At 57.3% G+C, this 26,633-nt stretch carries 19 protein-coding genes and 1 pseudogene; 10 read left to right on the top strand and 10 right to left on the bottom strand.

Features of this window, described 5'->3' with window-relative positions; all coding sequences use genetic code 11:
- Positions 1-9: 9 nt before the first annotated feature.
- From EYR88_RS09690 to EYR88_RS16025, 3 genes and pseudogenes are all read right to left on the bottom strand, one after another.
- A pseudogene (locus tag EYR88_RS09690) lies at positions 10-2,009 on the bottom strand (tripartite tricarboxylate transporter permease).
- Positions 2,010-2,111: 102 nt separating this feature from the next.
- Positions 2,112-3,089 (bottom strand): hypothetical protein, encoded by a 978-nt coding sequence (locus EYR88_RS16030; RefSeq protein WP_165477315.1) that lies wholly within the window; start codon positions 3,087-3,089, stop codon positions 2,112-2,114.
- Positions 3,023-4,381, bottom strand: coding sequence for a PrpF domain-containing protein (locus EYR88_RS16025; RefSeq protein WP_242632506.1), 1,359 nt, complete (start codon positions 4,379-4,381; stop codon positions 3,023-3,025). The genes EYR88_RS16030 and EYR88_RS16025 overlap by 67 nt, the downstream gene beginning before the upstream one ends.
- A gap of 279 nt (positions 4,382-4,660) precedes the next feature.
- Between EYR88_RS16025 and EYR88_RS09680 the strand changes: the two genes are divergently transcribed.
- The 4 genes from EYR88_RS09680 (at position 4,661) to EYR88_RS09665 (ending at position 10,107) form a co-directional block, all read left to right on the top strand.
- On the top strand, positions 4,661-5,566 hold the full coding sequence (locus EYR88_RS09680; protein ID WP_131089425.1) for a LysR family transcriptional regulator: 906 nt from the start codon (positions 4,661-4,663) through the stop codon (positions 5,564-5,566).
- Positions 5,567-5,846: 280 nt separating this feature from the next.
- Positions 5,847-6,470: a cyclodeaminase/cyclohydrolase family protein gene (locus EYR88_RS09675; RefSeq protein WP_165477314.1), complete on the top strand. Its 624-nt coding sequence runs from the start codon at positions 5,847-5,849 to the stop codon at positions 6,468-6,470.
- Positions 6,467-7,354 (top strand): bifunctional 5,10-methylenetetrahydrofolate dehydrogenase/5,10-methenyltetrahydrofolate cyclohydrolase, encoded by an 888-nt coding sequence (locus EYR88_RS09670; RefSeq protein WP_131089423.1) that lies wholly within the window; start codon positions 6,467-6,469, stop codon positions 7,352-7,354. The genes EYR88_RS09675 and EYR88_RS09670 overlap by 4 nt, the downstream gene beginning before the upstream one ends.
- 1,349 nt (positions 7,355-8,703) lie before the next feature.
- Positions 8,704-10,107 carry a deoxyribodipyrimidine photo-lyase gene (locus tag EYR88_RS09665; protein ID WP_131089422.1) on the top strand — a complete coding sequence of 468 codons (1,404 nt, stop codon included), beginning with the start codon at positions 8,704-8,706 and terminating at the stop codon, positions 10,105-10,107.
- A gap of 149 nt (positions 10,108-10,256) precedes the next feature.
- On the opposite strand, the gene EYR88_RS09660 is transcribed toward EYR88_RS09665, so the two are convergent.
- Both EYR88_RS09660 and EYR88_RS09655 read right to left on the bottom strand, forming a co-directional pair.
- The gene (locus tag EYR88_RS09660) at positions 10,257-10,730 is read right to left on the bottom strand and encodes a hypothetical protein (RefSeq protein WP_131089421.1); all 474 of its coding nucleotides are present in this window, start codon (positions 10,728-10,730) and stop codon (positions 10,257-10,259) included.
- Positions 10,731-10,833: 103 nt separating this feature from the next.
- Positions 10,834-11,292: a hypothetical protein gene (locus EYR88_RS09655; protein WP_165477313.1), complete on the bottom strand. Its 459-nt coding sequence runs from the start codon at positions 11,290-11,292 to the stop codon at positions 10,834-10,836.
- A 172-nt stretch (positions 11,293-11,464) separates the two neighbouring features.
- Here EYR88_RS09655 and EYR88_RS09650 point away from each other — a divergent pair, with 172 nt between their 5' ends.
- On the top strand, positions 11,465-12,025 hold the full coding sequence (locus tag EYR88_RS09650) for a MarR family transcriptional regulator (RefSeq protein ID WP_131089419.1): 561 nt from the start codon (positions 11,465-11,467) through the stop codon (positions 12,023-12,025).
- Between the two features lie 375 nt (positions 12,026-12,400).
- Here EYR88_RS09650 and EYR88_RS09645 read toward each other — a convergent pair whose 3' ends face one another.
- The 4 genes from EYR88_RS09645 to EYR88_RS09630 form a co-directional block, all read right to left on the bottom strand.
- Positions 12,401-12,661: a GlsB/YeaQ/YmgE family stress response membrane protein gene (locus EYR88_RS09645; protein WP_131089418.1), complete on the bottom strand. Its 261-nt coding sequence runs from the start codon at positions 12,659-12,661 to the stop codon at positions 12,401-12,403.
- Between the two features lie 332 nt (positions 12,662-12,993).
- A complete protein-coding gene (locus EYR88_RS09640; RefSeq protein ID WP_131089417.1) occupies positions 12,994-15,513 on the bottom strand; it encodes an FAD-dependent oxidoreductase in 2,520 nt (839 codons plus the stop codon).
- 48 nt (positions 15,514-15,561) lie between these two features.
- Positions 15,562-16,950 carry an iron-sulfur cluster-binding domain-containing protein gene (locus tag EYR88_RS09635; RefSeq protein WP_131089416.1) on the bottom strand — a complete coding sequence of 463 codons (1,389 nt, stop codon included), beginning with the start codon at positions 16,948-16,950 and terminating at the stop codon, positions 15,562-15,564.
- Entirely contained in the window at positions 16,947-18,251 is a 1,305-nt protein-coding gene (locus EYR88_RS09630) for an aromatic ring-hydroxylating dioxygenase subunit alpha (protein WP_131089415.1), read from the bottom strand. The genes EYR88_RS09635 and EYR88_RS09630 overlap by 4 nt, the downstream gene beginning before the upstream one ends.
- A gap of 156 nt (positions 18,252-18,407) precedes the next feature.
- Between EYR88_RS09630 and EYR88_RS09625 the strand changes: the two genes are divergently transcribed.
- The 3 genes from EYR88_RS09625 (at position 18,408) to EYR88_RS09615 (ending at position 22,746) form a co-directional block, all read left to right on the top strand.
- Positions 18,408-19,343, top strand: a complete 936-nt coding sequence (locus tag EYR88_RS09625) for a LysR family transcriptional regulator (protein ID WP_131089414.1) — start codon at positions 18,408-18,410, stop codon at positions 19,341-19,343.
- Between the two features lie 130 nt (positions 19,344-19,473).
- Positions 19,474-20,688: a formaldehyde dehydrogenase, glutathione-independent gene (gene fdhA, locus EYR88_RS09620; RefSeq protein ID WP_131089413.1), complete on the top strand. Its 1,215-nt coding sequence runs from the start codon at positions 19,474-19,476 to the stop codon at positions 20,686-20,688.
- A gap of 234 nt (positions 20,689-20,922) precedes the next feature.
- Positions 20,923-22,746, top strand: a complete 1,824-nt coding sequence (locus EYR88_RS09615) for a BCCT family transporter (protein ID WP_131089412.1) — start codon at positions 20,923-20,925, stop codon at positions 22,744-22,746.
- Positions 22,747-22,790: 44 nt separating this feature from the next.
- Here EYR88_RS09615 and EYR88_RS09610 read toward each other — a convergent pair whose 3' ends face one another.
- Positions 22,791-23,453: a GntR family transcriptional regulator gene (locus EYR88_RS09610; protein WP_131089411.1), complete on the bottom strand. Its 663-nt coding sequence runs from the start codon at positions 23,451-23,453 to the stop codon at positions 22,791-22,793.
- Between the two features lie 350 nt (positions 23,454-23,803).
- Between EYR88_RS09610 and purU the strand changes: the two genes are divergently transcribed.
- Together purU and EYR88_RS09600 are read left to right on the top strand one after the other, a co-directional pair.
- The gene (gene purU, locus EYR88_RS09605) at positions 23,804-24,676 is read left to right on the top strand and encodes a formyltetrahydrofolate deformylase (RefSeq protein ID WP_131089410.1); all 873 of its coding nucleotides are present in this window, start codon (positions 23,804-23,806) and stop codon (positions 24,674-24,676) included.
- Positions 24,677-24,901: 225 nt separating this feature from the next.
- Complete coding sequence (locus EYR88_RS09600; protein ID WP_207306485.1) at positions 24,902-25,981, top strand: M14 family zinc carboxypeptidase; 1,080 nt, start codon at positions 24,902-24,904, stop codon at positions 25,979-25,981.
- Positions 25,982-26,633: the final 652 nt, after the last annotated feature.

Here is a 26,633-nt window from a genome sequence, read left to right as displayed (position 1 = left end):
GGAGTTCTCCTAGGTAAAAGCGGAACAGAGCCACGAGGCCAGCAGGCCCTGTGGAAGATCGATGGGCAACAGAGAAGGTAGAGCCAGCATCAGCACAAAGAAGACAATTGTGTAGATGATGGTGGTTTTGAGCTTGGCGCGAGCCACGATCAACAAGAAGGTCGGAAGGAAGATGGAGATGGCAGCGAGGTAACCCAACAGTGCTGTCAGGATCAGGAAACCAGCCATCCATGCGAAGGTCCTTAGTGCGAAGGATGCATCGGCGGTCCACTTCGGACCCCACGAACCTCCGCCGCCGGGCATGGCAACACCGGGCAGGCTTGGAACCAAAGCATCCGTAGTTCGAGCTGAACCCACTACTGCTTCGTTAGTCAGTGCAGCATGCTTACCTGAAGCAGCTGATCCGCCGCGGACAGTGGTGGCACCGTCAGGGGTGACGGCCGCCTGTTCGTTCAAGAACGCGGTGGCATCAATGGGTACCTGCTGCGAAGTGTTTGCCGCCGCCTTGCGGGTGCGCAGCTCGGTCATCAACACAACCAGGGACATGATGACTCCGACCCAACCGACCAACTGCGGAACCAGCTTGGCATCCGGCGAGTAACTGGAGGAGAGCACCAGTGAACCGGCAAATACAACCAGTAGAACTGCGGCAGCGCACAGCGACCAGATGGAATTCTTCAGCGGAGCCTCAGCATCAGGAGCGCTGTCAGACTTCAGCTCATCATCAGCGCTGAGCTTGCGACGGGCACGGAACCACTTGAAGATATTCCAGAGGATCGGCAGAACCAGAATCGCGATGAACACCATGGCGCCGGGGCGCAGCATCCAGTCGAAGCCCTCGTACAGGCTGTCGGTAAGGAAGTAGTAGCGTTCCATCGGGATGGCCAGCACAAAGCCGATTAAAAATGGTGCGCGTGGGAAACCGGTGGACTTCAAAACCCAGCCAGCAACGCCGAGCAGCAACATGACCCACAGGTCTCCGAGCTGTCCACCGTCCTGGAATGAGCCCAACAGCATGATCACGACAAGACCGGCCGCCAAGATAGAGAAGGGAACCTTGGTCAGTGAGGACAACGGACGTACCGTCATAAAGCAGAAGAGCGCACCAAGTACCGAGGCAATGGCAAAAGCCCAAATGATCATGTACAGCAGGTCAAGGTGTTCGTTGATAATACTTGGACCAGGCTGGATGCCGTAGGTCAACAGCATGCCCAAGAGCATGGCCGAGGGAACACCGCCAGGAATGCCGAAGAGGAAGGTGGGGATCAAGTCGCCGGCCTCCAGCGAGTTGTTGGCGCTTTCCGGACCCACGATGCCTCGCGGGTCACCTTTACCGAACTGGCGCTTGTCCTTGGCGGTTGCCACAGCTTGACCGTAAGCCAACCAAATTCCAGCGGTTGCGCCCACACCAGGTAGAACTCCGGCCCAAATGCCGATCAGCCCACCACGAAGCACCTGAGACCAGTGGGTGAGCCATTCTCGGATGCCCGAGCCCCACCCACCGGTAACCTCTACCGACTGCTTGTCACCACGGCGCTGGCTGGCCCGCGAAGCAATTTCTGCCAGGCCAAAAATACCCAGCGCCACTGCTACTAGGGACAGTCCGTCGCCGAGGAAGAGTGAACCAAAAGTGAAGCGTTCTTCAGCGGTGCTCGGCGCGGTGCCAATCATGCCCACCAACATGCCAGCTAGCCCAGCGGTTAATCCTTTGATCACGTTGCCTCGAGAGAGCACCGCGGCCAGCGCCACGCCGAGAACGGTCAGCATAAACAGCTCAGGGCTCGTTTGGCTTGGCCTTTGCGCGCCATCGCGTACCCGTCAAGCATGGTGACCGAGGCAGAAGCTGAGCCCGGGGCACCAAGTAATACTGCCGATACCGTGTCCGAGGTATGTACTACGGCTAAGGCACCGATGAGCAGGGCCAGCGCGGACGCAGGTTCCATGCCAAAGGTGACCGGTAGCAGGATGGCTACGGCGGCGGTGCCGCCCAAGCCTGGGATCAGGCCCATAACCAACCCTGAGATAACGCCGATGAGCAGCATCAATAGCATGCTCGGATCGGCCCGCGAGGCCAAAGCGGCCAATGCGGAATCCAACATTGTCGTGCCTTCTTAATCTAATTCGATGCCGTAGGAGTCCTTGAGCAAGGTAGTGACATAGCTCTTGGTCTCATCGGTCACGGTGTAAACGTTTTTAACGCGTTCGGATAGGTCTTGATCAGCGACGATCGGGTAACCACCGAGTACCTCGGCGGCCTTTTTGTTGAATTCTTTATCGTCTGAAAGCTCATGGGCGGAGTCGCGCAGCAACGTCACTGCTTCTGCGGGTGCATCCTTGGGTGCCCAGAGTCCCTTTTGGTAGGTGTAGGTCAAGCCGAGCAGAGTTTTGTAGGCCTCAAATTTAGGCCCTTCAGGTGCTTTTCCATGCAGTTGCTGATACACCTCGGTCACTGTGGGCGTGTCCGTGAAGTTGGGATCACGGATAACTTTCCCATTCTCATCGAGCTGGCCAAAGGACATCAGTACGGTAGCTGACCCGTCCTTTTCGCTCGGCTCAACGGCGGACTGATACGAGGAGGTGGTGGTGTAGTCGATATCTACTTCTCCACGTTGTAGGGCTAAGTTGACTGGTCCGCGTCCTTCGAAGCCGAAGGTTGCCGAGATGTCTGCTTGCAAGAGATCGAAGGCAACCAGCGTAGTGAGATCAAGGCCGGTAGCTGAAATGCCGCCAAAGACCAATGGCTTCTGCCGGTCGGTCAGGTCCTTGGGGGACGTCACACCAGCGGCCGTGCGAGCGTAGATCACCCCGCCGGTGCCGTTGACCAGAACCGGTGTAAGATCCTCGAACGAGTACTTCACCACGTTTCGGTCCAAGACCCAAGGGACCACCGTAGTGGCGGTGCTGACCAGTAGCTCGGTCCCGTCATCCGAGGCGGAGGAGGCGAAGCGGTTACTCCCGGTAATGCCTTCACCGCCGGCCTCGTTGACTGGCGCGAATCCGGGCTGCCCGGGAATGTCTTGAGCTAGTTCTTGGCCGACAAATCGGGCCCAGGTATCGGTGCCTCCACCTTCGGCCAGTGGAATGACCATCTCAATGGTTTCCCTGAATAGTCACCGTCGGCCGTGGTGGCTGGTGGGTTCAGTAATCCTCCACCCACGAGGGTAGCTCCCAGACCGAGCACCGCGAAGGCTGTCACCGATGCGAAGACGGTGCGGCGACGATGAGGTTCTGGGTCGGGCAGAAGCTGATCTTCTGAGGCGTCGGGAAGTTCAAGATGAGTCACGGTTGGTTCACCATGTTCTGTGCTGATGGGGTCAAAACTGAGCGTAGATTCGGCTAATACTCGAGCGGTGCGGGTGGTGCCCACAACCAATGTGCCGTCGATCTGGCGCTGCCAGGTAGTGATCTGACCGGCAGGTGTTTGTAGTTTGAGGAACTCGCCGGGCGTCTGCTTCAGCAGCTTTGCCAGCACGGTTCCTTGATGTTGGGCTGCCAGGGTCAGCCCAATGCTTCCGGTGATGGCCAAGGCTGGATGCGGAGCACCCATGGAGAGCATCATGACCAGTAGGTCGTTGTGGTTCTGTGTGTCGGCGGCTTGGACGATGGCCAGCTTGGGGATGGCCCGTTCGGCTTGGGCTGGAGAGTCGGCTAGCCCCATGGCCACCGCGCCTGCACGGCGGATGCGGTCAAGGCGTGGCATTTCATCCAGTGACTCGGTGAGCCAGTGTGAAAACTCAATGCCTTCAAGTCGTGCGGACTGCGCATCAATGATGACGATGGGTGCGCCGGCATCGATGAGCGTTGCCTGAACTTGCTCCGACGTGTCGCCGTGAATGCTCAGCGTTGACGTTTCGTTTCTATCAGGAAACAGCTTCCCGGTGGTGGCACCGGCCGGATCGAGGAAACCTATCTCAACGCCTTGGGCGGTGAAAGGGACGCCGGGGATGAGGGCCGAAAATTCTGAACCGTCGAGGTTCATTTGTTCGACGAGCAGCTGTCCCGTATTGGTGTTGCGAATGTGCACGGTGACAAACTGGTCCTTGGCCTGAACCCAGCCCCGTTTCAGGGCGTAAGGAGCGATGACGGCGGAGCAATTTCCGCAGTTGCTTCCCCAATCTACGACAGCTTGGTCGATTCCGACTTCGGCAAAGGTGTACTCAACATCGATTCCTGGTTCCTGGCTTGGTTCCAGGATGACGGCTTTGCTCGTCGTTGAGCTGCCTCCACCAACGCCATCGATTTGGCGGGAGTCGGGAGAACCAAAGAGGCGAAGCAACACCTCATCGGTAGTGTACCCGGGGACTTGCAGTGCGCTTTTTTCGAAGACCCAGCATTTGCTGGTACCTCCGCGCATCCAAGTCGCTGTGACTGCTTGTTTCAATGGATTGAGCCAATCTCTTCAGAACTGCGCGCCAGCCTTGACCGTGACGGCCAGCACAATAATCTGCTATTGATGATCCGTGAGCAGTCAGTTAATGAGTAGCTACAAAAACTGCATATAGTTGTAGTAATGCTTAAAACTGCGAAATTACAAACTGTTTAGACGTGGAGAATTGCTGCTGGGGCTTGAAGCGGGCTGAAGCGATCGTTGTCTATTCGAGTGATTCCATGGCGTGTAAGCTTTCTGAAATATAGTTAAGTTTTACTGAAAGGTGCTGGCGTGCTCGACATCAAAAGACTGCAAATACTGCTCGCCGTCGTAGAAGGCGGATCGGTCACGGCGGCTGCTGATGAACTTTTTTACACTCCATCTGGCGTCTCCCAGCAGTTGCGAAAGCTGGAAGAAGAAGTGGGGCAACCGCTGCTGCAGCGACATGCGCGCGGCATGGTTCCCACGGATGCAGGACATATCCTTGCCGGTCACGCACGCTCGATCTTGCGTCGAATGGATGCGGCCATAGCGGACTTAGACCAGCTGGCAGGACTGAAAAGTGGCAGCTTGAGTTTGGGTACCTTCCCAACGCTGGGTAGTTCGTTCTTGCCTCAGGTCATCAGCAAGTTCCGCAAGATGTACCCGTCGATTAATCTCGACGTGCGTAGTACGAGATTGCAGGAGCTTATGGGGTTGCTCTCCCGTGGCGAAATCTCCCTTGGTCTGCTGTGGGAATATGACTGGATGCCGCTGAACCGGACGGACTTTGAACTCACCACGTTGTTTACCGAACCTACTGTTTTGGTTGTTGGTGCCGACCACCCTTTAGCTGAGTTTGATGAAGTGGATATGGCTGCCACGTCAGGCGATCACTGGATCGTCAGAGCAAACATGCATCCGGTTGCTGAGCTCCTAGAGCGCTCTTGCAACGCCGCAGGTTTCTCGCCAAAGATCTCCTTCCAGGCTAACGATTATCAAGAAGCTCAAGCGATGGTTTCTGTTGGACTGGGCATTGCCTTGGCGCCGCAGTCCGCGGTGATGAACCCACATCCAGGCGTCAAAATCCTTTCTCTTGGTTCGGGTGCCGCAGCGCGAAGTGTGGTCTTGGCTCAGCGCAGGGATCGTGTTCGCGCACCAGCAGAAAACGCGTTCCAGACGTTACTGGTTGACATGGGTAAGACTTGGATTGAATAGCACGAAACAACCAGGCGCGAGTTGAGTATTTAGGCTGCGCCTCATTGTCTGTTTGGGACTGGAAGTTAACGTTCGTGGAGGCTAGCGGAAAAGCTCTTGACCAGCGCGCGGTGGTGTTCTAGACTTCAATAAAGTGTGATATACCAACTGGATATTAAGCCCTATGTGTCGTATTCAGCATTCCTGTGGCCCATTATGGTGCGGGCTGAAGCAGCCAACACGGCCAGATCCGGTTGGTCTAGGACTGTCATGCCATGCACACTGAGCGATGGGATATTCCATGATCACCACTGAAACTGTCACCAGTTATCTTCAGCGGCTCGCTTCTAGAGCGCCCGCTCCAGGCGGAGGGGCGGCGGCAGCACTGCATGCGGCCCAGGGCGCCGCACTGGTGTCAATGGTGGCAGAATTTACCTCCGGCCCACGGTATGTCGAGGTTCAAGAGCAAGCTGAGCTCATCGCACAAAGAGCAAAGCAGCATATGCGAGAAGCAATACACGCCGCTGAAGAAGATGAGCGGCTGTTCGGACTGCTCAGTGATGCGTATTTTTTGCCAAAAGATGATGAAGAGCAGAAGCTCATTCGAAGTACAACGATTCGCAAGGCCACCATTGAAGCAGCCGCTCCTTTGATATCCACGGTTGACATCGCTTCTAAAATCATCAACCTTGCCCAAGACTTATTGCCTATAGCAAATCGCGCCGTTTCTAGTGATATTGCTGCCGCAGGGGAGTCTGCGCGCGCTGCTTTAGGAACCGCGCTGGTCACCTTAGAAATGAATATCGCTGCCATCAAGGATGAAGTAGAGCGGGAGCGCCTGGGTCTGGTCACGAACCTAGCCAGTGAGATGATCGGTCAAGCTCAAAAGCTCAGCTGCGAGGTGCGCTCGGCGGTGACGGTATGACGGCACAACGTTTGAGTGGGAAACCGGTAGCTGATGAGATTCGGGCGCGGACCGCTCAGTTGGTAGTCGGTCTGAACCGTGATAGCTTCAGTGCACGGTTAGCGGTCGTCCTCGCGACCCGGAACGAAGCGACCACATGGTATGTGCGCTCCATCGAGCGAGCCGCCGCTGCACAAGGCGTTGAATGTCAAGTGCTGGAACTGCCGGACGGTACCCAGGCGCAACTTACTGCCACCATTGAGGCCTTGAACGGGGACGAAGCAGTCCACGGCATCATCCTGCAGACCCCGGTACCCAGTGGCGTGGATGCTGCGGCGTTGGTGCAGTTGATCGACCCGACCAAACATATTGACGGGGCCAATCCATTGAGTCTTGGCCGACTAACTGTGGGCCAGCCTGCTTTTGCTCCAGCGACCGCGCGTTCGGTGATTGAGATTCTTGAGCATTATCGGATCCCGCTCGCGGGCCACCATGTGGCAGTAGTCGGACGCTCAGCGGTCGTGGGTAAACCCTTGGCTCAGCTGTTGTTACAGCGTGATGCCACGGTGAGCATCTGTCATTCGCAAACCGCAGAACTGCCCGAATTCACCAAGACGGCTGCGGTGACGGTCATGGCTGTTGGACGCGCCAACCTGCTCACCGCCCATGAAGTGGCTGACTCGTCGGTGGTTATCGATGTAGGAACGAACGTGGATGACGATGGGCAACTAGTTGGCGACGTCCACACCGCTTCGGTGCAACCCAAGGTTCGCGCGCTGAGCCCAGTACCTGGCGGTGTGGGAACGGTGACCACCGCCTTACTTTTGCTGCACACCGTGCAGGCAGCAACAAAAGTTTGCCAGACGATCATGTGGAGAGGAGAGTCCATGAGCACACGCCGGTAACTGTACGCCAGCGTTTGGGGTTGGCCATGGCGGGCAATCCAGTCCGTCGGGCCGCGTAGGAAGCTGGGAGGGCCGATGCCAGGCGAAGCGATGAATGAATAGGGGCTTTTCCGGCGACGTGGTGAAGTGGGATCTGTCGATCGGATAATGCCCGCCAAACCGCCGCATAGTTGATGTGGAGGTCAAACATGCGGCGGTTTTCGCCGTGGGCTCGCGGTGCCGCGTGAATTATTGGCAGGCCGGGTGCCGCAGCTGTTAGCGCCGGGGTTGACAGCACGCGTTGAGACCGGCCTGAACACGTGTTTGACTTATGGCAGCGCTGATCTGGAGCCAGGGTCCTGCTTGCTTGATTATCGACGCTGTGAATTTACTGATGCTCGACCGTCGATGATCCTCGTGCGCCTCGCCATGACAGTGAGCAACGAGGGTCGGCGCGCTCAGCCACCGACTCTCCGCCCACTGGTCAGCGTCCAAACAGCCGTGAACTACTACAATGCCGGGCACAAAGTGCTCACTCGAATGTTCGCGGTGGAAGATTCGCACTGGTGTGCTTCCATGATTCCGGGCATCGAGGCCAGCGGAATTCCATTGCCGCTGGGTGGCACGTCGAATCACTTGCGCTCTGCGCAACTGAGTGAGCTCGATGGTTGGGATCCGTGGAACGTTACCGGGGCGTTGACTTGGGGCTACGCGACAGTATGCGTGGATTCCGACTGGGGTTCATCGACTCGACCACGTGGGTGCAAGCCTGTTCCAAGGTCTCAGCGTGGGTCAAAGGTTATATGGTTACGGCCGCCGTGAATATGCGTCGTCTCCTGGGGTTTGTGCGGCGCACCTGTCTAGGGGAGCGGTGGGTATAGGTTGGCCTCATTGCCAGTGCTCCGCTCACGAACCTGTCCTACCCGCTGGTTCGCGGATTCACGATCATCACCTCTGTGGGTGTCTGCTTGATCGGGTTGCGATGTCGCGCAGGCCTCTTAGCCTTAGGCTGGGCGACCATGCTCTTGGGTAATGCAGAATGATTCTGTTTTCGGCACTGGTTTCGAGGCGCCGCTGTGGGACCAGGGTGGCAGTGTTCGCGGTGCTCAACCCCGCCTACTGGGTCCTACCCTCCATCGCTGCGTGTCTGGGCGAAGACCCCGCATGGGCTTGACTAGGACGAGGGAATTGCTAAGACAGCCACACGGGTTCGGTGAGCCAGTTATTTCCCTCTGGACGTGCCGATGGTGCTTTGGGCCACGGAGGTAAACAGCCCTGTTGGAATGTCCTGAGCGCAGATGAAACGGCACCGTTCACTGCTGGTACTCAGGTTCTCGGGCTGCCCGCGGAGAGTGATTTACGCTGGCTGCATGAACCCCAGCCATAGCCTCACCTCCGCCCAGGGATGTCAGCTAGTACTTTTCCGCGATGATTTGCGCACCGCAGACCATCCTGCACTGCTGGCGGCCAGTGCGATGGGGCCGGTGGTGGGGCTGTATATCCTTGATGAGAGTTCTCCCGGCATCAGGCCGTTGGGAGGCGCGGCCCGTTGGTGGCTGCACCACGCACTGCTCAGTTTGCGTGCATCGCTCAAAGAGCTCGGCATTCCGCTGTTGTTGCGTCGAGGCAGAACAGTGCAGGTCCTCGACGACGTGATCGCCCACGGTGCTGTGGCTGGGGTGCACTTCAACCGGCGCTATGGCCATGCTGAACGCGCCGTCGATGCCGAGCTTGAGAGTTCGATGCGCAAGGCTAGGATTCCCGCGCACAGCTACGCCGGGAGTTTGCTTCACGAACCGTGGGAACTGCTGACGCAGTCAGGGACCGGATACAAGGTTTTCACCCCCTTCCATAAGGCATTATGCGACACCGAGATTCGCCCTGCCCAGCCCGCGCCTGCCCCACAATCCGTGCCGCAGGGCAAGCTGCCACTCAACGAAGAGCTGCAGAGCTGGGAGTTACTGCCGACCTCTCCGGATTGGTCTACGGGCTTGGCTGAAACGTGGACGCCAGGCGAACCAGCAGCCCACGAGCGCCTGGCCATGGTGCGTGATCAGATCGCGCAAGACTATCAGGATCAGCATGATCGACCGGACCTCGACGGGACCTCCGCGCTGTCTGCGGCCCTGCGTTGGGGACACCTCAGCGCGCACCAGGTATGGAACGAGCTCAGTGTGTTGGCGAGCAGCACCCCGGGGTTCGCTCAGGGTGCGTTGGCTATGCGCCGCCAAATTGCGTGGCGGGATTTCTGCTGGCATCTCTACTACCACCATCCAGAAATGCCCACCGAAAATTTGCGCGTAGAGTTTGACGATTTTGATTGGGCCTGGCCCGAGGATTCGGCTCGGGCGGCGCACTTGGCGCAAGCGTGGCAACGTGGTCGCACCGGAATCGCACTGGTTGACGCGGGGATGGCGCAGTTATGGCAGACCGGTTGGATGCATAATCGCGTGCGTATGGTGACGGCCAGCTTACTGGTCAAGAATTTTGGGTTGCACTGGCGGGTCGGCGAGCAATGGTTTTGGGACACCTTGGTGGATGCGGATCTGGCGAGCAACACGGCCAATTGGCAGTGGGTTGCCGGCAGTGGGGCGGATGCTGCCCCCTATTTCAGGGTGTTCAATCCGGAACTTCAAGCCAAGAAGTTTGATCCTTCAGGTAGCTACGTCGCTGCCTATGCGCCGTTGGCCGTTGAGCCGGTGGTGGACCTGAAGGAATCACGGCAAATGGCGCTCGATGCTTATCAGCAGATGAAATCCGCCAAAGGTCAGTGATCGGGGCCCGCTCAGCCTTGAAAGGGACCGTCTTTCCAAAGCATGGTGCTGCGGATGCATCCACGGCAGAAACCACCCTGTGGGCAGCTGCTGGGGTTGGTGTTCAGTAGCTGCCCACAGGGTGGACTCTAAGGAGAAGAGCCTGCTGGCTATTTCGCGTCGGTGGTTGCCAAAGTGAGCCGCTGGGTCGGTAGCTGGTATCTCATGCCAGCGGTGTTTGGCGTCTGCATGGCAGGGCAGGAAGGAATCACGTGGGCTACGGCGGTGTGCTGCCAGAACCTCACACGAAATTCGACAATTGTCATCGAAGCGACACGGTCTAAGAACTCCCCAATGGTCATCGAGGAGGGTGCTGGGGTAACCACGCGTAGCGCAGGTTGCGGGGTGGTGATGTGTAGCATGCGCAGCTCCTCGCTCCGGGGATCGAGTGTGGCCACCAGCACCGCTCGACCGTGTACAGAGACCATCGCCATCACATCATGGAGAGGTTCGCTGGGGCGAGTAATCACAATGGGCATGCCCGGAGCCCAGCCAAAATACGTCAAATGGGACTTGCCCTCACGGGTAGCGAGAAAATCAGCGACCCGATCAGCGGTCTGGGTTCTAGCAAATCGACCTGGCATTGTAGATACTTCCCTTTCATACGTTACTCAGTGAATACGGTGCTGCAAAGGGTGCGCTATCGATGCACTGGAATGTCATCGATCGCGCTGGCCTTGGGATTCCTTAGGCCATGCTCAAATCCGCGTGCGCCCCTCTCGTCTCTAGCCGCAGGCCTTGGGCGGGGGTCAATGTCGGTGCAATGAAGGGGTTCTCTAGCCAATCAGTGGCGCGCTGCCCGCCGTGGAGGTGTTCGGGCTGAGCCAAGAGATTTTCCCGGCCAGCCACGGCGAACTGTAGATTCCGTACTTCAAACTGGATACCCAGGAGCTGCTCCATCTGCGGCAACAAGGTGTCATTGACGAAGTTCATGTGCTCGGTGACATGTTCTTCGCTCTTTGCGGTGCAGGCAAGATTGACGATCAGCTTTTCCGGCGTGCCTTGGATGGTGCAGATCGCCGAATGCACTGTGCTTCTCAGTCGGCATTGCTCTGTCCCGAACGATGCGATCTTTTGCATCCTGTCAGTCCATGCCTTTTTGACCGTAGTCCTGTTATCTGTGAGAACTGCTAAATGCTCTTTCATCTTGCACTCCGGCACTCGTCGATGTTTCGTAGTAGAATATGTTTAGACAAGCTAACTATTAGAAAGGCTACATTATTTTTTTCAAAAGATGCAAGGCGGAGTTTAACCGTGAGGTGTGAGCGGTCCTCAAAATTCTCAACTGTTGTGCTCGAATCCGATGAAAGGAGTTCTCATGAGCGGCCATGGGGCAAATGGATATTGGTATGGTGACGGCCATTGGGATCCGGACGCTGTTGACCTGTTGAACCTGATGCGCCGCTATCGTGATGCGGAGCGGAAAATGCGCGAGCAGACTCGCGGATCCATGGGGATGAACGAGACCGATATGACTGCCCTACGTTTTTTGTTGAGGGTACACCGAAAGGGGGAAGTGCCCCGTCAACGAGATTTCGCTGAGAAACTAGGTATTTCTAATGCCTCGGTGTCAGCCATGATCGACCGGCTGTGTCGTGACGGATACGCTGAACGGATCGTGCATCCGGCTGACCGCAGATCGGTGGGTATTGTCCCCACCCAGTACAGCGACACCGAGGTGCGAGAGACCTTGCAACAGATGCACGAGCGGATGATGGAAGCCGTTGACGTGCTCAGCGCGCAGGAGCGCAGGGCGGCGGGGAAATTCCTGCAGGGCCTGATTGACAGCGTGGAATATAGCGACCGCGAGCTGCACCATCCTGCGCAGGGCGATCACTCATCTGGCACTGATTCCCGGGGAAATCTTACTTCGTCTTAGCTCAATGGCAGGGGGATGTGAATGCCACTGAGGCGTATTGATCTGAGTGTCAGCCCAGACGAATTCGAAGACCACCGCAATGGATTGACGGATATGACGAAGGAAGTGTCCAACGGCTTTCGCCTCGAACCCGAATACTGGGTGGGCCGGGCCGCGGGAGTCCAAACCTTGCTCAAAAGATTCACCGAGCATAACTACGAAGAATAGGCAGAGTGCGAAGAGTCGAGTCAAGCTCGGGGAACTGGACAGTGCCTGGAGTGCAAGTAGCATAAAGAACCGCAAAACTAGGGCAGGCCCTTGCCTGGGCACGTGGAATTGCCGTTGCCCGTGAACGCACCCCTGAGCGGGGTGCGTTCACGGGCTATGGCATGAGGCCTAGGCGCGTCGGCGGGTCAGCAAGCCCCAAATGACCAGGACCACGAGTGAACCACCAATAGCCAGTAGCCAGGTTGAGAGTGACCAGAACTGGTTGATTCCCACATTGAAGATTGCGGAGCCGATCCATCCGCCGACGAGGGCACCGACGATACCCAGTAGCAGTGTCGCGATCCATCCGCCGCCCTGTTGCCCGGGCTTAATGGCCTTGGCAATAGCCCCAGCGATCAGTCCCAAAACGATCCATCCTAGAATGCCCATGGAGATTTCTCCTTTGTTCAGTGTCACGGTGCTTCGGTGGTGCCTGCTGGCACCGCCTTCCAGATCAGTAAGGTACTAGAGGCAGTGGAATCCTCGATGCCAAGCTGGGTGCTTCCTGGGAATCGACCCTTGGGGTACCCCGGGAATTAGCCATGGTCATTAGCACATCCAACAGGAGAGCTGCAACGTATCTTGCTGGAGCGGGCGGGTTCAGTAATGCACTGCGCAAAAATGCCCATTCGGTGAGAACACAGCGAAGGAACCTGATCGCTTCGGCACCGGCAAATCTCGACCCGGCAAGCAGGCAGCCGGGCCTCTTCTACTTCTTACGCCTAGCTGGCCGAAGTGGCCAGCGACAGGCCACGCAAGCGTTCCATCTGCGGATCGTACAGTGGATCATCGACCACGGTGGCAGTGATTGGCTTACCGAAGTATTCGATGTCTACCGAGTCTCCGGTTTCAACAGTGATAGGCAGCCAGGCGTAGGCGATCGGCTTACGCACCGTGTAGCCGTAGGCGGCACTGGTGACGTAGCCAGCAGGTTTGCCGTCCACGAATACTGGCTCCTTGCCCATCACCACGGAAACTCCGTCATCCACGGTCAAACAACGCAGACGCTTGGTGGCGGCAGCGGCACGTTCGGCCAGGGCCGACTTGCCGACGAAGTCCACGGTCTTGGCAGCCTTGACCGCAAAGCCCAGGCCTGCCTGTTCTGGTTCATGCTCGCTGGTCATATCGGTGCCGAAGGAACGGAAGCCCTTCTCCAGACGCATCGAGTTGAACGCCTCGCGTCCACCGGCGATGATGCCCTGTTCTTGGCCAGCCTCGAACAGTGCGTCCCAGAGTCGTGCGCTGACATCGGCTGAAGCGTAGAGCTCCCAACCGAATTCACCCACGTAGGACAGGCGCATGGCGGTGACCGGGATGCCAGCGATGGTGATCTGCTTGGTGCGGAAGTACTTCAATCCGTCGTTGCTCATGTCATCGTCGGAGACCTTGGCCATCACTTCGGGAGCCAATGGACCCCACAAACCAATGCACGAGGTGCCGGCGGTGATATCGCGGACCGCAGCCCACTGGCCCGGGTTGGCCGCGTTGTGCTTTTTTGCCTCACGACTCAGGTAGGCAACATCCACATTCGAGTTGATGCCGGCCTGGTAGAGCTCGTCGGAAATGCGGGCCACGGTGATATCACTGGTTATACCGCCGGCGGCGTCGAGCAGTAGGGTGTAGCTGACCATGCCCGGGGCACGCAGCATGTTGGCGGTGGTTAGACCCTGAAGCAGGGCGCCGGCGCCGGGGCCGGTGATTTCCACACGCTTGAGCGGAGTCATATCAAACATGGCCACCGCGGTACGGGTCTTCCACGCTTCTACTGCCGCGATCGGCGAGTGGAACTTGTTGGACCAATCATCACGTTCTGGGGCAGCCCATTCGGCGGGCAATTGATCAAGTAGTGCAGCGTTGGCCTCGTACCAGTGTGGACGCTCCCAGCCGGTACCTTCTAGGAAGAAGGCGCCGAGTTTTTGCTGGCGGGAGTAGAACGGGGAGGTGCGCACCGCGCGAGGCTTGGTGCGTGGTTCCAGCGGGTGGCGGACGTCGTAGATTTCCACAAAGTTCTGCTGTGAGGTTTCGCTGACGTATTCCTTGGTGGTCTGCACGTCTTCAAAACGGTTCAGATCGCAGTCGCTCAGATCGGTCTTGGAGGTACCGGTGATGATCAGCTCGGCCACGGCCTTGGCGATGCCCGGTGCGTGGGTGACCCAGACGGCCTCGGCCGCGTAGAAGCCATCAACTTCCTTGGACTGACCGACCAGTGAGCCGCCATCCGGGGTGAAAGAGAAGATGCCGTTAAAGCCGCGCTGGATCTGGGTGTTGCGCAGATCTGGCAGCAACTCTTGGGTGGCTTCCCACTCGGCGGCAAAGTCGTCTGGGGTGAACTCCAGCGAGGAAGGCATACGTTCGTGGGTGATCTCCTCTGGGCGGTAGGACTGAAGGGTATCCAGATCAACCGGCATCGGGCGGTGCGCGTAGGAGCCGATGCCAATGCGATCTCCCCATTCGCGGTAGTAGAGGTCGCGGTCCTGGTAGCGCAGGATCGGACGGCTGGCACCATTAGGCAACTCGTTGATGCCGGCCAGCGAAGGGGCCGGGGTGGTCCAGACAAACTGGTGGCCCAGGGGCAGCAGTGGGATGGTGGTGCCAACCATCTTGCCGATGTTTGGACCCCAGAAACCGGCGCAGGAGACCACCACGTCGGCCTCGAAGCGTTCGTCGCCACAGATCACCGCAGTGACCTTGCCGCCGGACTGTTCAATGTCGGTAACGATGGTGCGGTCACGGAATTCAACGCCGGCCGCCTTGGCACGTTCCATCACCAGCGCGGTGCCCTTGGCAGCCAGGGCCAGGCCGTCGCCCGGGGTATATAGCCCGCCAAGCACCTTGCCTTCGGCGAGCATCGGGAACTTCTTCAGGCACTCGTCCGCGTCAATCACCTCGGCTTCAACACCATAGGAGCGGTTCCAGCCGGCACGGCGGTGCAAGTCGTTCAGGCGCTCTGCGGTGGTGGCGATTTCTAGGCCGCCCACCGGCAGGAAGGATCCGGTGCCATCGGCGCCCACCAGAGAAGTGAGCTTCTTGATGGTGTACTGGGCAAACTCGGTCATCGACTTTGAGGAATTGGAGGAGTACACCAGTCCCGGAGCGTGCGAGGTGGAACCTCCGGGAATGTTCAGTGGCCCCTGCTCAATGACCAAGGTATTGGTGTGGCCCAGGGCGGCCAGTTCGTCGGCGAGGTTGGCTCCGACAATGCCGGCGCCGATGATGATGACCCGAGGGGAAACGGGGGACATGGTGACTCCTTAAGCTCTTGATGACTAAGTTTGTGGTGGATCTGGAAACTAGGCGTCGATGACCAGATCCGAAGAGGCGGTGGAACAACAAGGCAAAAACTTGCCGGCCGCAATTTCGCGGGCGCGGATGCCGCCTTGATGATTCATGGTGACCTCGCCGGAAAGTTTGATGACCTTGCATGAGCCACACATGCCTTCTTGGCAGTTGGCGGCGATACGTACCCCGGCATTTTTGGCCACACCGAGAATCTTCTGCTCCGGGTTGATCAGCACGTTGAGTTTGGAGCGCACAAAGCTCATGGTGATGTTGCCTTCACCGACGCACTCGTAGTCCGAGGTATCTGGCGGCAACAGTGGGTCAACCGGTTCTGGTGGGGGAATCGGTGCGGCAGAATCCACCGCGATCAGCTCTTGGCCAACCGACTGGAGGGTCCCGGTCTCATCGTATTCCGGTTCGTACATGCCAAGTTCTGGTGGTTGGCTCTCGTAGAACTCTTCCACCGACTCGGCCACTTCCTCGGCGATGGACTCGGCGAGCACAATTTCCTTCTGGTATTCCAGTAAGGTTTTGCGGTCGCCAGAGAAAAACTCCATAAAGACCGAGGTGTCATCCACGCCGACATCATGCAAAAGCTGGGTTGCGGAGTTTAAGTAGCCTTCGGGTCCACAGGCAAAAACCTTGCGTCCATTGGCATCGGGGGCCACCGCATCAATCATGGAAGCCGACAGTCGGCCGGTGTAACCCTTCCAATTTTTGGGTTTGTCGCGGTCTCCTAGGGAGTAGTACACCTTGATGCGGGTATCAACCTTGGAGATATATTCCAGCTCCTGCCAGAAGGGAAAGTCTCCTGGGACGGTGCCGTGGCAGAGCACAATCACATCGGCCTGGCCTGGCAGGGTGTGAATGGTGCGCACCATGGACATGATCGGGGTGACGCCTGCTCCTGCTGCCAAAAAGAGGTAGCGGGCTCGACGGTCCGAGTCACCGAGGTGGAAGGCACCCACCGGTCCGAGCATATCCAGCACCATGCCCGGGCGCAGGTTTTCGTGAGCCCAGTTGGACACCAATCCCTTAGCGTCGCGCTTAATGCTGATATTAAAGGTCCAGGGCACGGTCGGAGCGCTAGAAATTGAGTAGCTGCGATCAACCGTCTCTTCGTTTTCTCCGTAGACCGGGAAAGCGATGTTCAGGTACTGACCGGCGCGGAAGGCCAACGGGGCGCCGTCCACGCGGCGGAAGACAAAGGTCATCAGCCCGCCGGCTTCCTCGATGTTCTGCACACACTCGGCTAAAAATTCCTGCGGGTGCCACGGACCGAGCGCCTTGGCCGCGGTGGCTGGCTGCTCGGGGCTGCGCAGTACCCGGTTCCACGGCATTTCCAATCCGCGGATGCGCTGCGCGGTGGACGGGCCTACCACGGTCGTGCCTTTGTTCATGCCAGGTGCTCCAGCACGCGCTGGGTGTACCAGCTGATGAAGGCTTCGACCTGGTATTCGCTCTTCATGTAGGGGCCTTGCTGGTAGGCAGGGCTGCCGGCTCCGGTTTGGCACAGTTCCACAAAGGCCTTGTCCTGCAGGTTGGTCTGCTTCCAGGTGTAGGTCAGCTTTTCCAGGTCGTAGTCGACGCCCTCTACCGCGTCGTCGGCCACCAGCCAGGTGGTGCGCACTAGGGTCTGGTGTTCATTGATCGGGTAGGCGGCGAAGGTGATCACGTGGTCGGACTGGAAGTGGAACCACGAGTTTGGCTGTAGGTGCATGGAGCAGCGGCCCAGGCGGAAGTCGCGCAGGTCGCCCAGTAGCTTCTTGGACAGTCGGCGGCCATCGGCGGAGAAGGATTCTCCGTCTCCGTCCAAGGATTCGCGCGAGATGCGGATGCCGGCGATGCGGGTATCAAGTTCTTCTACCACTTCAAAGGGCAATCCATAACGGCGGCAGCGTTCTTCCAATGCGGCTTGGGCACTCTTGTTGCGTTCCCAGACTTCTTCTAAATGTGATGGGACCAGTTCGTCGGTGAGACCCCAGGTGGGGAACAGGGAACAGGCTAGCTCTGGGTGGCCATCGCAGTGGTAGCACTCGCGATTGTTCTCCATCACCAGCTTCCAATTACCTTCTTCAATGATGTCCTGCTGGTAGGCGACCTTTGAGCTGCCCAGATCATGAGGAGCGAGGTATGGTTCAAAGATTTTGGCGACATCATCAAAGTCAGCCGGTGGCGTGTCAGCGATGGAGACAAAGATTAGGCCAGCATGGATGCGGCCGTGGGCACGCTTGAGCGCAAAGCAGTTTTTGTCGAAGTCGATTTCACCCGGGGAGGAGGCGTGGATTAGGTTGCCTTCTGGCGAGTAGGTCCACGAGTGGTAGCCACAGACCAGATTGCCGGTGCTGCCCGAACTAGAGGTAAGTACGCGGGCTCCGCGGTGGCGGCAGACGTTGTGTAGGACGTTGACTCCGCCGTCATCGGTGCGCAGCACGATCAGTGAGTGGGGTCCGTAATCCAAGGTGACGTAGTCGCCGGGCTCCGGGAGTTCGGCAACGCTGGCGGCAAAAAGCCAGTGGGTGCCGAAGACGGCTTCCATTTCTACTTTGAAGATTGCGGGGTCGGTGTAGAAGGGGGCTTCGAGTGAAAAGCCCTTGCGCCGATTTGAGAAGAGTTCGGTAATCTCGGCGAGCTGTTGCGTGTCCAGTGTCGAAACGAGTTTGCCTCGCGAGCTTCGCGTGGCACCTACCGAAGCGGTCATCTGTACTCCTAGAAACACGGGGCGATGCGCGCCCTTTTGCTGTGGATATAGCGGTGAAGGGAACACCATTGTGATCTACCGCATGAATCGAGACTAGGGAGAATTAGTATCCATGAAAAGCGCAATATTTTGGATGAAATCGTGCACAATTAGTGCATGATTGATCCACGCCTGAGCACCCTGCGAGTCTTCTCTTCCACCGGAACTATCGCCCAAACCGCGGAATTGACCGGATACTCGCCCTCGGCGGTATCCGCGCAGCTACGCGAACTACAGCGCAGCCTTGGCCTAGAGCTGTTGGTCAAGGATGGTCGAGGGGTGCGATTGACCGCCACCGGTAGGCATTTTGTTGCAGGCGTTGACTCGATTGTGACGCAGTGGGAGCTGTTGATGGCTTCTTCGCGCACGGCTTCCGGGCAGCTGCAGTCCAGCTTTGGCCTTGGTGGATTCTCCACGGCAGCGGCCGAACTTTTGGCCCCGCTGGCGGCAAAACTACGCACCACCCGTCCCGAGATGGAAGTGCGACTTGTTGAGGCGCAACCCCAGCGCTGTCTAGATCTGCTGCTTTCTGAACGCATTGACCTAGCGGTGATTGTAGCCAGTCAGGCGCAGACTGGTTCCATGGTTCAGGCTCGCTTTGAGCAGACGGTGCTGCTTGATGATCCCTTGGATGTGGTGTTGCCTGCTGACCATCGCTTGGCCGGCAATAAGTCGGTGTCTTTGGAACAGTTGGCCGATGATCCGTGGATTACCGAAGCCGAGCACTCGGTGTACCGGGCACTGTTTGTTGCCGCGTTTACCTCCCTGGGCGTGACTCCGCATATTGCTCATGAAGCGGTGGAGTGGGAAACCATGATCGCGTTTATTGGCGCCGGATTGGGTGTGGGACTTTTGCCTCGCTTGGCCACCCTGGGCAATGTTGAAAACGTGGTGCGTCGACGGGTCAGCGGCGCGGCAAAGCCCTCACGTCGAATTCTCGCCGTCACCCGAAAAGGCAGCGTGGGCTCTCCGATGATTGACGAGTCTTTGAAAATTTTGCAGGACACAGCCCGCGGAATTATCTCCCAACGCTCGGCCGACGAACTGGACTGAGCTGGTAGGCCTAGGGCTCACCTAAGGGCACTTCTTAGTTCCAGCAACCTATTGACATGACTGACTCAGATGTGGAGACTTTCGTACATCCGATTAGTATCCAACTAATATTTCATTCGAAAGGTCTGGCATGGGCAATCTAGCAGTGAGCTATGCAGGAGCCGGAAAAGTCGAACTCATCGACACTCCGTACCCCGAATTTGAACTCAAAGACGGTCCGGGAGTGCATCCGGCCAACATCGGCAGAAAAGTACACCACGGCGTCATTCTCAAGACCATCGCCACCAACATTTGCGGCTCTGACCAGCACATGGTTCGAGGACGCACCACCGCACCGGAAGGCTTGGTCCTAGGCCACGAAATCACCGGCGAGGTGGTGGAAGTTGGTCGCGACGTTGAGTTCCTCAAGGTCGGTGATGTGGTCTCGGTACCCTTCAACATTTCCTGCGGACGCTGCCGCAACTGCAAGGTTGGCCAGACCGGCATCTGTTTAAACGTGAACCCTGATCGTCCGGGCTCAGCCTACGGTTACGTGGACATGGGCGGCTGGGTCGGCGGACAGGCCGAGTATGTGCTGGTTCCCTATGCAGACTGGAACGCACTGAAGTTCCCTGACCGTGACCAGGCCCTGGAGAAGATCTTGGATCTGACCATGCTCTCGGACATCTTCCCCACCGGCTATCACGGTGCCATTGGCGCTGGCGTCACCGTTGGCTCCACCGTTTACGTGGCAGGTGCCGGCCCAGTGGGTCTGGCAGCAGCAACCTCAGCCCAGTTGCTCGGTGCAGCAACGGTCATCGTGGGAGATCTGAACGAAGATCGTTTGGCCCAGGCACGCAGCTTCGGTTGCGAAACTGTGGACGTCTCCAAGGGAGATCCGGGAGAGCAAATTGCGCAGATCCTCGGTACTCCAGAAGTAGATTGCGGTATTGACGCGGTGGGCTTTGAAGCTCGCGGACACGGACACAATGCCGGCAAGGAACAGCCTGCCACCGTGCTGAACTCGCTGATGGAAATCACCCGAGCAGGCGGAAGCTTGGGCATCCCGGGCTTGTACGTCACCGGAGATCCAGGAGCCACCGACGAGGCTGCTAAGCAGGGTTCGCTGTCCATGCGGTTTGGTCTTGGTTTTGCTAAGTCTCACACCTTTGTCACCGGTCAGTGCCCGGTAATGAAGTACCACCGTGGCCTGATGCACGCGATCCTTTCCGACAAGGTTTCGATTGCTAAAAACGTCAATGCCACCGCCATTGCGCTGACGGATGCACCGAAGGGTTATGCAGCCTTTGATGAGGGTGCGGCACAGAAGTTTGTGCTTGATCCACACGGCATGATTGGCGCCTAAACGCCACGAAGAACTTCAGCAGGTGCGGGGTTGAGGCAGCGAAGCCTCAGCCCCGCAATACCTGTGGCAAGCACGTCATCGGAGCCGGTTGCCTGCCATTTCTAGCTTGGGCTGGGGCAATGATGCGCCCTCCCGACTCCCTCATCACGGCTCACCCCCGTGATCTGGCACTAGGCTAACCGCCACGGACCACACCCAGCCGGCGGGGCGCCAACTCACCGCAAAGGAAATGCTATGAAGAGCACAGAGCAACCTGAAGTAGACCTTGTGAGCGAGCTGCATACAGCGCGCAAACGCAAGCCACGAAGATATCTGAACAGCGGAACTGACTATTGGGTGTTCGGAATTGCAGGCATTCTCACTCTGGCGTTTATCGCCTGGGGATTCATCTCGCCCGAGGGGTTGGGTAGTGTCGCATCCACTGCCCTTGATTGGGTGATCACCAATACCGGCTGGGTCTTTGTTATCGCAGCCACCGTCTTCACCATCTTTGTTCTCGTGGTGGCCGCCAGGAACTTTGGCCGCATCCCGCTGGGTAAGGATGATGAAAAGCCACAGTTCAGCACCGTCTCATGGATCTCCATGATGTTTGCTACCGGTATGGGCATCGGGTTGGTGTTCTACGGTGTGGGCGAACCGCTGTACTTCTACATGGTTCCACCACCTGAAACGGTCGGCGGACAGACCTCGGCCGCAGTGGGAACCGCTATGGGAACCACGCTGTTCCACTGGACGCTTTTCCCTTGGGCCATGTACGCAATTGTTGGTTTGGGTATGGCGTACGGAAGTTTCCGATTGGGTCGCCCGCAGTTATTCTCTTCAATGTTTTCTTCGATTTTTGGCGAACGTGCCGTCAACGGTTGGGGCGGCAAAACCATCAACATCCTGGCCATTTTGGCCACCTTGTTTGGTTCGGCTTGTTCGCTGGGTCTAGGCGCATTGCAGATTGGTGGCGGTATTCAGTCCGCCGGGATCATGTCCTCAGTAGGCTCCGGCGTGCTGGTCTTGATCATCGCCATCCTCACCGCTCTGTTTGTTGCCTCGGCAGTCTCCGGTATTGAGCGCGGAATTCAGTGGCTTTCCAATATCAACATGGTGCTGGCCGTCGCTCTGGCCTTGGTGGTCTTCATTGGCGGCCCGACGCTGTTCATCTTGAACGTTATCCCGAACGCGGTTGGATCCTTCATTGCTGATCTGCCGCAGATGGCATCACGCACCGCATCATCCGGTGATGGTGACATGGCCAGCTGGTTGTCCTCGTGGACCATCTTCTACTGGGCTTGGTGGGTTTCATGGACCCCATTTGTTGGTCTGTTTATTGCCCGCATTTCCCGTGGCCGCACCATCCGTCAGTTTGTCACCGGCGTACTGCTGGTTCCATCGGCAGTGACCCTGCTGTGGTTCGCGATTTTTGGTGGCGGTGCCATCGGCATTCAGGAACGTGCTGAACGCTCGGGCGATATGGGCCAAGCGATCACCCAGATGGTGGACGGGGCTCCGGACATCAACTTCGACTCGGTACTCTTTGAGCTATTGGGCAGCCTGAACCTACCTGGCTGGTTCGCCTCGGCACTGATGGTTTTGACCGTCATACTGATTGCCATCTTCTTTGTCACCGGCGCTGACTCGGCCTCGATTGTGATGGGTGCGCTCAGCGAACGCGGAGCCGAAGAACCGACCAAGAAATCAGTGATCTTCTGGGGCGTCTCCGTAGGGGCGGTGGCCGCAGTGATGCTGCTGGCCGGTGGAGAGCATCCGGCAGAAGCGCTGAATGGTCTAAAGAACATCACCATTGTCGCGGCGCTACCGTTTGTGCTGGTCATGCTCTTGCTCTGCGTGGCTATCTGGAAGGACCTGAGTAAGGATCCTTTGGTGCTTCGTGGCAAGGTAGCGCTGGAAGTTCTGGAGCAGGCCGTGGATGAGGGTATTGACCGCCATGACGGTGAGCACTTTAGCCTGATGACCACCGAGCAGCCTATTGTTCAGGTTTCCAGCGATGAACCGGTGATCCTGCCAGCTGCTGATCCAGATCTAGAGGCAGAAGGTGTCGGGAAGTAAAAGTATCTGCTCACAGCGCCTCTTGGACCGTGAAAGATTGCGGACTAAGGGGCGCTGCGCAGCGCCTGCTCAAAGTGGGTCACATGCTCGGAGACCAACTTGGCGGCAAGCTCTCCGTCATTGTCTAAGATGGCTCGCAAGAGTGCCGAATGCTCTTTGAGGTGTTCGGCGATTGGTGGCATCTGATCGATAACGAGGCACCAGATTCGCGTTACGAGGTTATCCAGGCGCACCAGGGTTTCTTCCAGATGCTTATTGGCTGCGGCCTTGTAGATGAGTCGGTGAATCTGTACATCCAGTAGCAACAGTGAGCGCTGATCCAACGTCGGATCAAGTGCATCAATGCGTTCCAAATAACCGGCGAGCTGGGACTGGATCTCGGGATCCTTGTTCGCTGCCGCATTACGTGCTGCGAGCGGTTCAAGGGCTTGGCGCATCTCAGAAATGTAGTTCAGTTCATGGAAATCTACCGCGGTGGCGAAGGTTCCACGACGCGGATAAGAGACCACCAGGTGATCAATTTCTAAGCGCTTAAGAGCTTCGCGCATCGGGGTGCGTCCCACGCCCAATTCTTCAGCCAGCTGTGGTTCATGAATCGGGTGAGTTGGAGCGATCTCTAACAGCATCAGCCGATCACGTAGCGCCGCGTAGGCGCGATCCGCCATCGAACCTTGTTCGGTGATGGTGCTGGAGAATTCGGGGGCCATCGATATTTCGCTTTCTTCACTGTTCAAAACGCACTTGCCACTACACAAAGGGTATCGCCTGCAACCGCGAGGGGTGATTTTTGCCCCGCGGAAGCGGTGCGAGTGCTGCGGATGAAGAAGTTAAAAATCTGTTGAGAAATGTTGTTGACGCTGTCCTAGTACACACATAGTATTGTGATCAGCTATTGATATATCAGTCTCATGGTCAGACTTTCAGACACTTGCTAAGTCAGGAATCGACGGAGTTCTCAAAGATCTCTGACCATCACACGCCACCAATCTTGAACTCAGATACCACCACGAGCCATGGCGAAGCTAGCGCTAACTCGGCGAACGCAAGGAGCGGCACGATGACCGAACCGAACAACAAATACGTCTTGACCTTCACCTGTGCTGAGCGCGCAGGAATCGTGCATGCGGTCACCGGTCTGCTACTTGATCATCATGGAGATATTCGCGAACTCAAGCAGCACGATGATCAGCGCTCACGCACTTACTTCCTGCGCATCGAATTTGAGGTTGCGGACAGCGACAATAATGAAATCGCTATCGCAGACCTAGAATCCAACCTGAAAAACCTGGCTGAAGAACACGACGCCAAGTGGGGCCTACGCCCAGCGGGCCAGAAAAAGCGCGTGCTGATCATGGTCTCCAAGTTCGGCCACTGCCTGCATGACCTACTCTTCCGTGCCCGCATGGGGGAGCTTCCGGTAGAAATTGCTGCGGTTGTTTCCAATCACCCAGATCACCGTCAGCAGGTTGAATGGAACGGTATTCCGTTCTTCCATGTTCCAGTCACCGCAGCGACGAAGCCAGAGGCCGAAGACAAGCTGATGGAACTGGTGGATCGCTTTGACGTGGATCTTGTGGTGCTCGCTCGCTACATGCAGGTGCTCTCCGATGACTTGACCCGCAAGCTCAATGGCCGTGCGATCAATATTCACCACTCCTTCCTGCCTTCGTTCAAGGGCGCTAAGCCGTACCACCAGGCATTTGAACGTGGCGTAAAAACCGTGGGCGCTACCGCTCACTACGTCAACAGCGAGCTGGATGAAGGGCCAATCATCACCCAGCGTGTTCAGGAAGTTGACCACAGCTACGAACCCGAACACCTAGTTGCCGCCGGCCGCGATACCGAGTGCAAGGCGCTCTCGGACGCAGTGCGCTGGCACTGTGAAGATCGAGTCTTCCTCGACGGTTCGCGCACCGTAGTTCTTCGCTAGAAAGACGAAAAACAGCACAAGGCCAGCCGTGGCACACAGATACTGCGGCTGGCCTTGTGCTGTTCAGCAATCTTCTCTTTTCCCTTGCGGGGCAGGATTTATTCGACAAGGATGGGTGCCAGCGCCTAGTGCGACTGGCGTCACATCACTGCATTGATGGACCTGGACCAGGGGCGTCAACATTTTCATCACCCGTCACTATTGAGGAAGAACGAAGGAAGAACCATGCAAAGAAGTTCATCACTGTTCCCAACCCAAGCGATGAAGAAAGGAGCCTGCATCGTTGCCGGATCAGCGTTGATGCTCGGACTAGGTCTGGCTCCGGCGCAAGCCGTAGGTGAAGGGCCAAACAACAACCAGAATGGAACGACCAACACCTCGATCTTGCACACCTATGATTCGATGGTGGCCGAACTGAAGACTCAGGATGCCAAACAAGCGGCACTGGACCTCGAAGTTATCGGTCAGTCGGTTAAGGGTCGTGACCTGTACTTAGCAAAGTACATCTCGGACCCGAGTAACCCGACGATCCTTTTCCTAACTCAGCAGCATGGCAACGAACAACTGACTACCGAGGGAACTCTTGAAGTTATCAAACATCTCGGATCAGGTCGGATGAAAGACGTACTAAAGAACGTTAATATCCTCGTGGTGCCAATGCTCAACCCGGATGGGGCCATGGGAGACGTGGATTTCTCGCTGGATGACTACATAGCATCCGGCGACCGTCACCTCACCCGATACAACGCCAACAACGTTGACATAAACCGCGATCACGTGGCCAAGAGCCAGCCGGAAATTCAGGCTCTGCACAATAACGTGCTGTCCGCTTTCAACATTGATTACATGATCGACTTGCACCATCAGGGAACTCGCTCAGCCATCAATGGGGAATTGGTCTCGGGGTCGATACTGTATCCAACTACTGCCGACGTTTCGGAAGAAGTGCGCGAGGGGTCTAAGCGCCTTGGTTCCATCGTTTACCAAAACGTGGATTCCACGGGATGGGGCCACTTAGGAAAGTATGTTGGCGGTACGGCTAACACCATTGCTCGCAACGGCATCGCGGCCGAATACGGCATCTCGACTTTGCTCTTCGAAATGCGCGGAATGAGCGATCACTACAACGCTGACTATGTGCTGGGTCAGAAGTCCAACGGATATCTGCGCCAGCAGACCATCCTGACCTTGGAATCCACCATCAAAGCGGTGGCCGACGGCTCGGTTGAAACGGCAGACACTTCCGTCTGGGATACGTTGCCGGAGCAGTCGACGTTGCCAGGTGAAGAAGAAGCAGACGAATAGAAATTCAAAAATGCATGCGGGCCGGTTACGTTAGCCGGCTCGCAGTTCGTCCCGCTACTCTCTGACGGCATGCCACATTAAACTCGTGCACGTCCTGCGAACGATTCGGACCGATACTAAACACTGATGCAAGGACTTACCTCCCGACTGAAGCGAATATTCCGCTCCTCAAACATCTGCGCGACAGCAATACAAGTGAACCGTCGAGCACGTTGGGACCGCTGAGCCGCACGGTACGTTTTACCAACCAGGCACAGGGCAGTAAGACCGACGGAAAAGCACAGTGCACCAAGCACCTGTTCCTGCGGGATTCGACAGGCGAATCCTGCACACACCGCGCCGATTCCTAATCCAATGAGCAGCAAAGCCACAATCATGGACTGGATGCGGATGCGGCGTTCAAACTTTTGGATGTGTTCTAGGGCTGTCTGAAACCCTGAATGCAGTTCAAGAACTCTGGCGCGATTCTTGATGCGCCGGTTGCGACGCAAGATGAGCAGTGTCCTGTGCGGGGTGCGTTGCACGCAAGTTCAATTATCTGAGGAATCGTCAGGGACTACATCGGACCAATGAAGTACGGGCTAGTACTGCATTTGAAGTAGTTAAGAGGCCAGATCCGCAGTAAAGTTGAACAGGCTGAAGAAGTATCAGT

Origin of the sequence: Arthrobacter sp. S41 (assembly GCF_004320535.1) — a bacterium.
Taxonomy (GTDB): domain Bacteria; phylum Actinomycetota; class Actinomycetes; order Actinomycetales; family Micrococcaceae; genus Glutamicibacter.
This window is presented reverse-complemented; position numbering and strand designations above follow the sequence as displayed.

Coding starts and splice junctions, on each gene's coding strand:
- purU (WP_131089410.1), top strand. CDS start 23,804: ATGACCGAACCGAACAACAAATACGTCTTGACCTTCACCTGTGCTGAG.
- EYR88_RS09670 (WP_131089423.1), top strand. CDS start 6,467: ATGACGGCACAACGTTTGAGTGGGAAACCGGTAGCTGATGAGATTCGG.
- EYR88_RS09665 (WP_131089422.1), top strand. CDS start 8,704: ATGAACCCCAGCCATAGCCTCACCTCCGCCCAGGGATGTCAGCTAGTA.
- EYR88_RS09625 (WP_131089414.1), top strand. CDS start 18,408: ATGATTGATCCACGCCTGAGCACCCTGCGAGTCTTCTCTTCCACCGGA.
- EYR88_RS09610 (WP_131089411.1), bottom strand. CDS start 23,453: ATGGCCCCCGAATTCTCCAGCACCATCACCGAACAAGGTTCGATGGCG.
- EYR88_RS09650 (WP_131089419.1), top strand. CDS start 11,465: ATGAGCGGCCATGGGGCAAATGGATATTGGTATGGTGACGGCCATTGG.
- EYR88_RS09600 (WP_207306485.1), top strand. CDS start 24,902: ATGCAAAGAAGTTCATCACTGTTCCCAACCCAAGCGATGAAGAAAGGA.
- EYR88_RS09655 (WP_165477313.1), bottom strand. CDS start 11,292: ATGAAAGAGCATTTAGCAGTTCTCACAGATAACAGGACTACGGTCAAA.
- fdhA (WP_131089413.1), top strand. CDS start 19,474: ATGGGCAATCTAGCAGTGAGCTATGCAGGAGCCGGAAAAGTCGAACTC.
- EYR88_RS09660 (WP_131089421.1), bottom strand. CDS start 10,730: ATGCCAGGTCGATTTGCTAGAACCCAGACCGCTGATCGGGTCGCTGAT.
- EYR88_RS16030 (WP_165477315.1), bottom strand. CDS start 3,089: ATGGTCATTCCACTGGCCGAAGGTGGAGGCACCGATACCTGGGCCCGA.
- EYR88_RS09615 (WP_131089412.1), top strand. CDS start 20,923: ATGAAGAGCACAGAGCAACCTGAAGTAGACCTTGTGAGCGAGCTGCAT.
- EYR88_RS09675 (WP_165477314.1), top strand. CDS start 5,847: ATGATCACCACTGAAACTGTCACCAGTTATCTTCAGCGGCTCGCTTCT.
- EYR88_RS09630 (WP_131089415.1), bottom strand. CDS start 18,251: ATGACCGCTTCGGTAGGTGCCACGCGAAGCTCGCGAGGCAAACTCGTT.
- EYR88_RS09645 (WP_131089418.1), bottom strand. CDS start 12,661: ATGGGCATTCTAGGATGGATCGTTTTGGGACTGATCGCTGGGGCTATT.
- EYR88_RS09635 (WP_131089416.1), bottom strand. CDS start 16,950: ATGAACAAAGGCACGACCGTGGTAGGCCCGTCCACCGCGCAGCGCATC.
- EYR88_RS09640 (WP_131089417.1), bottom strand. CDS start 15,513: ATGTCCCCCGTTTCCCCTCGGGTCATCATCATCGGCGCCGGCATTGTC.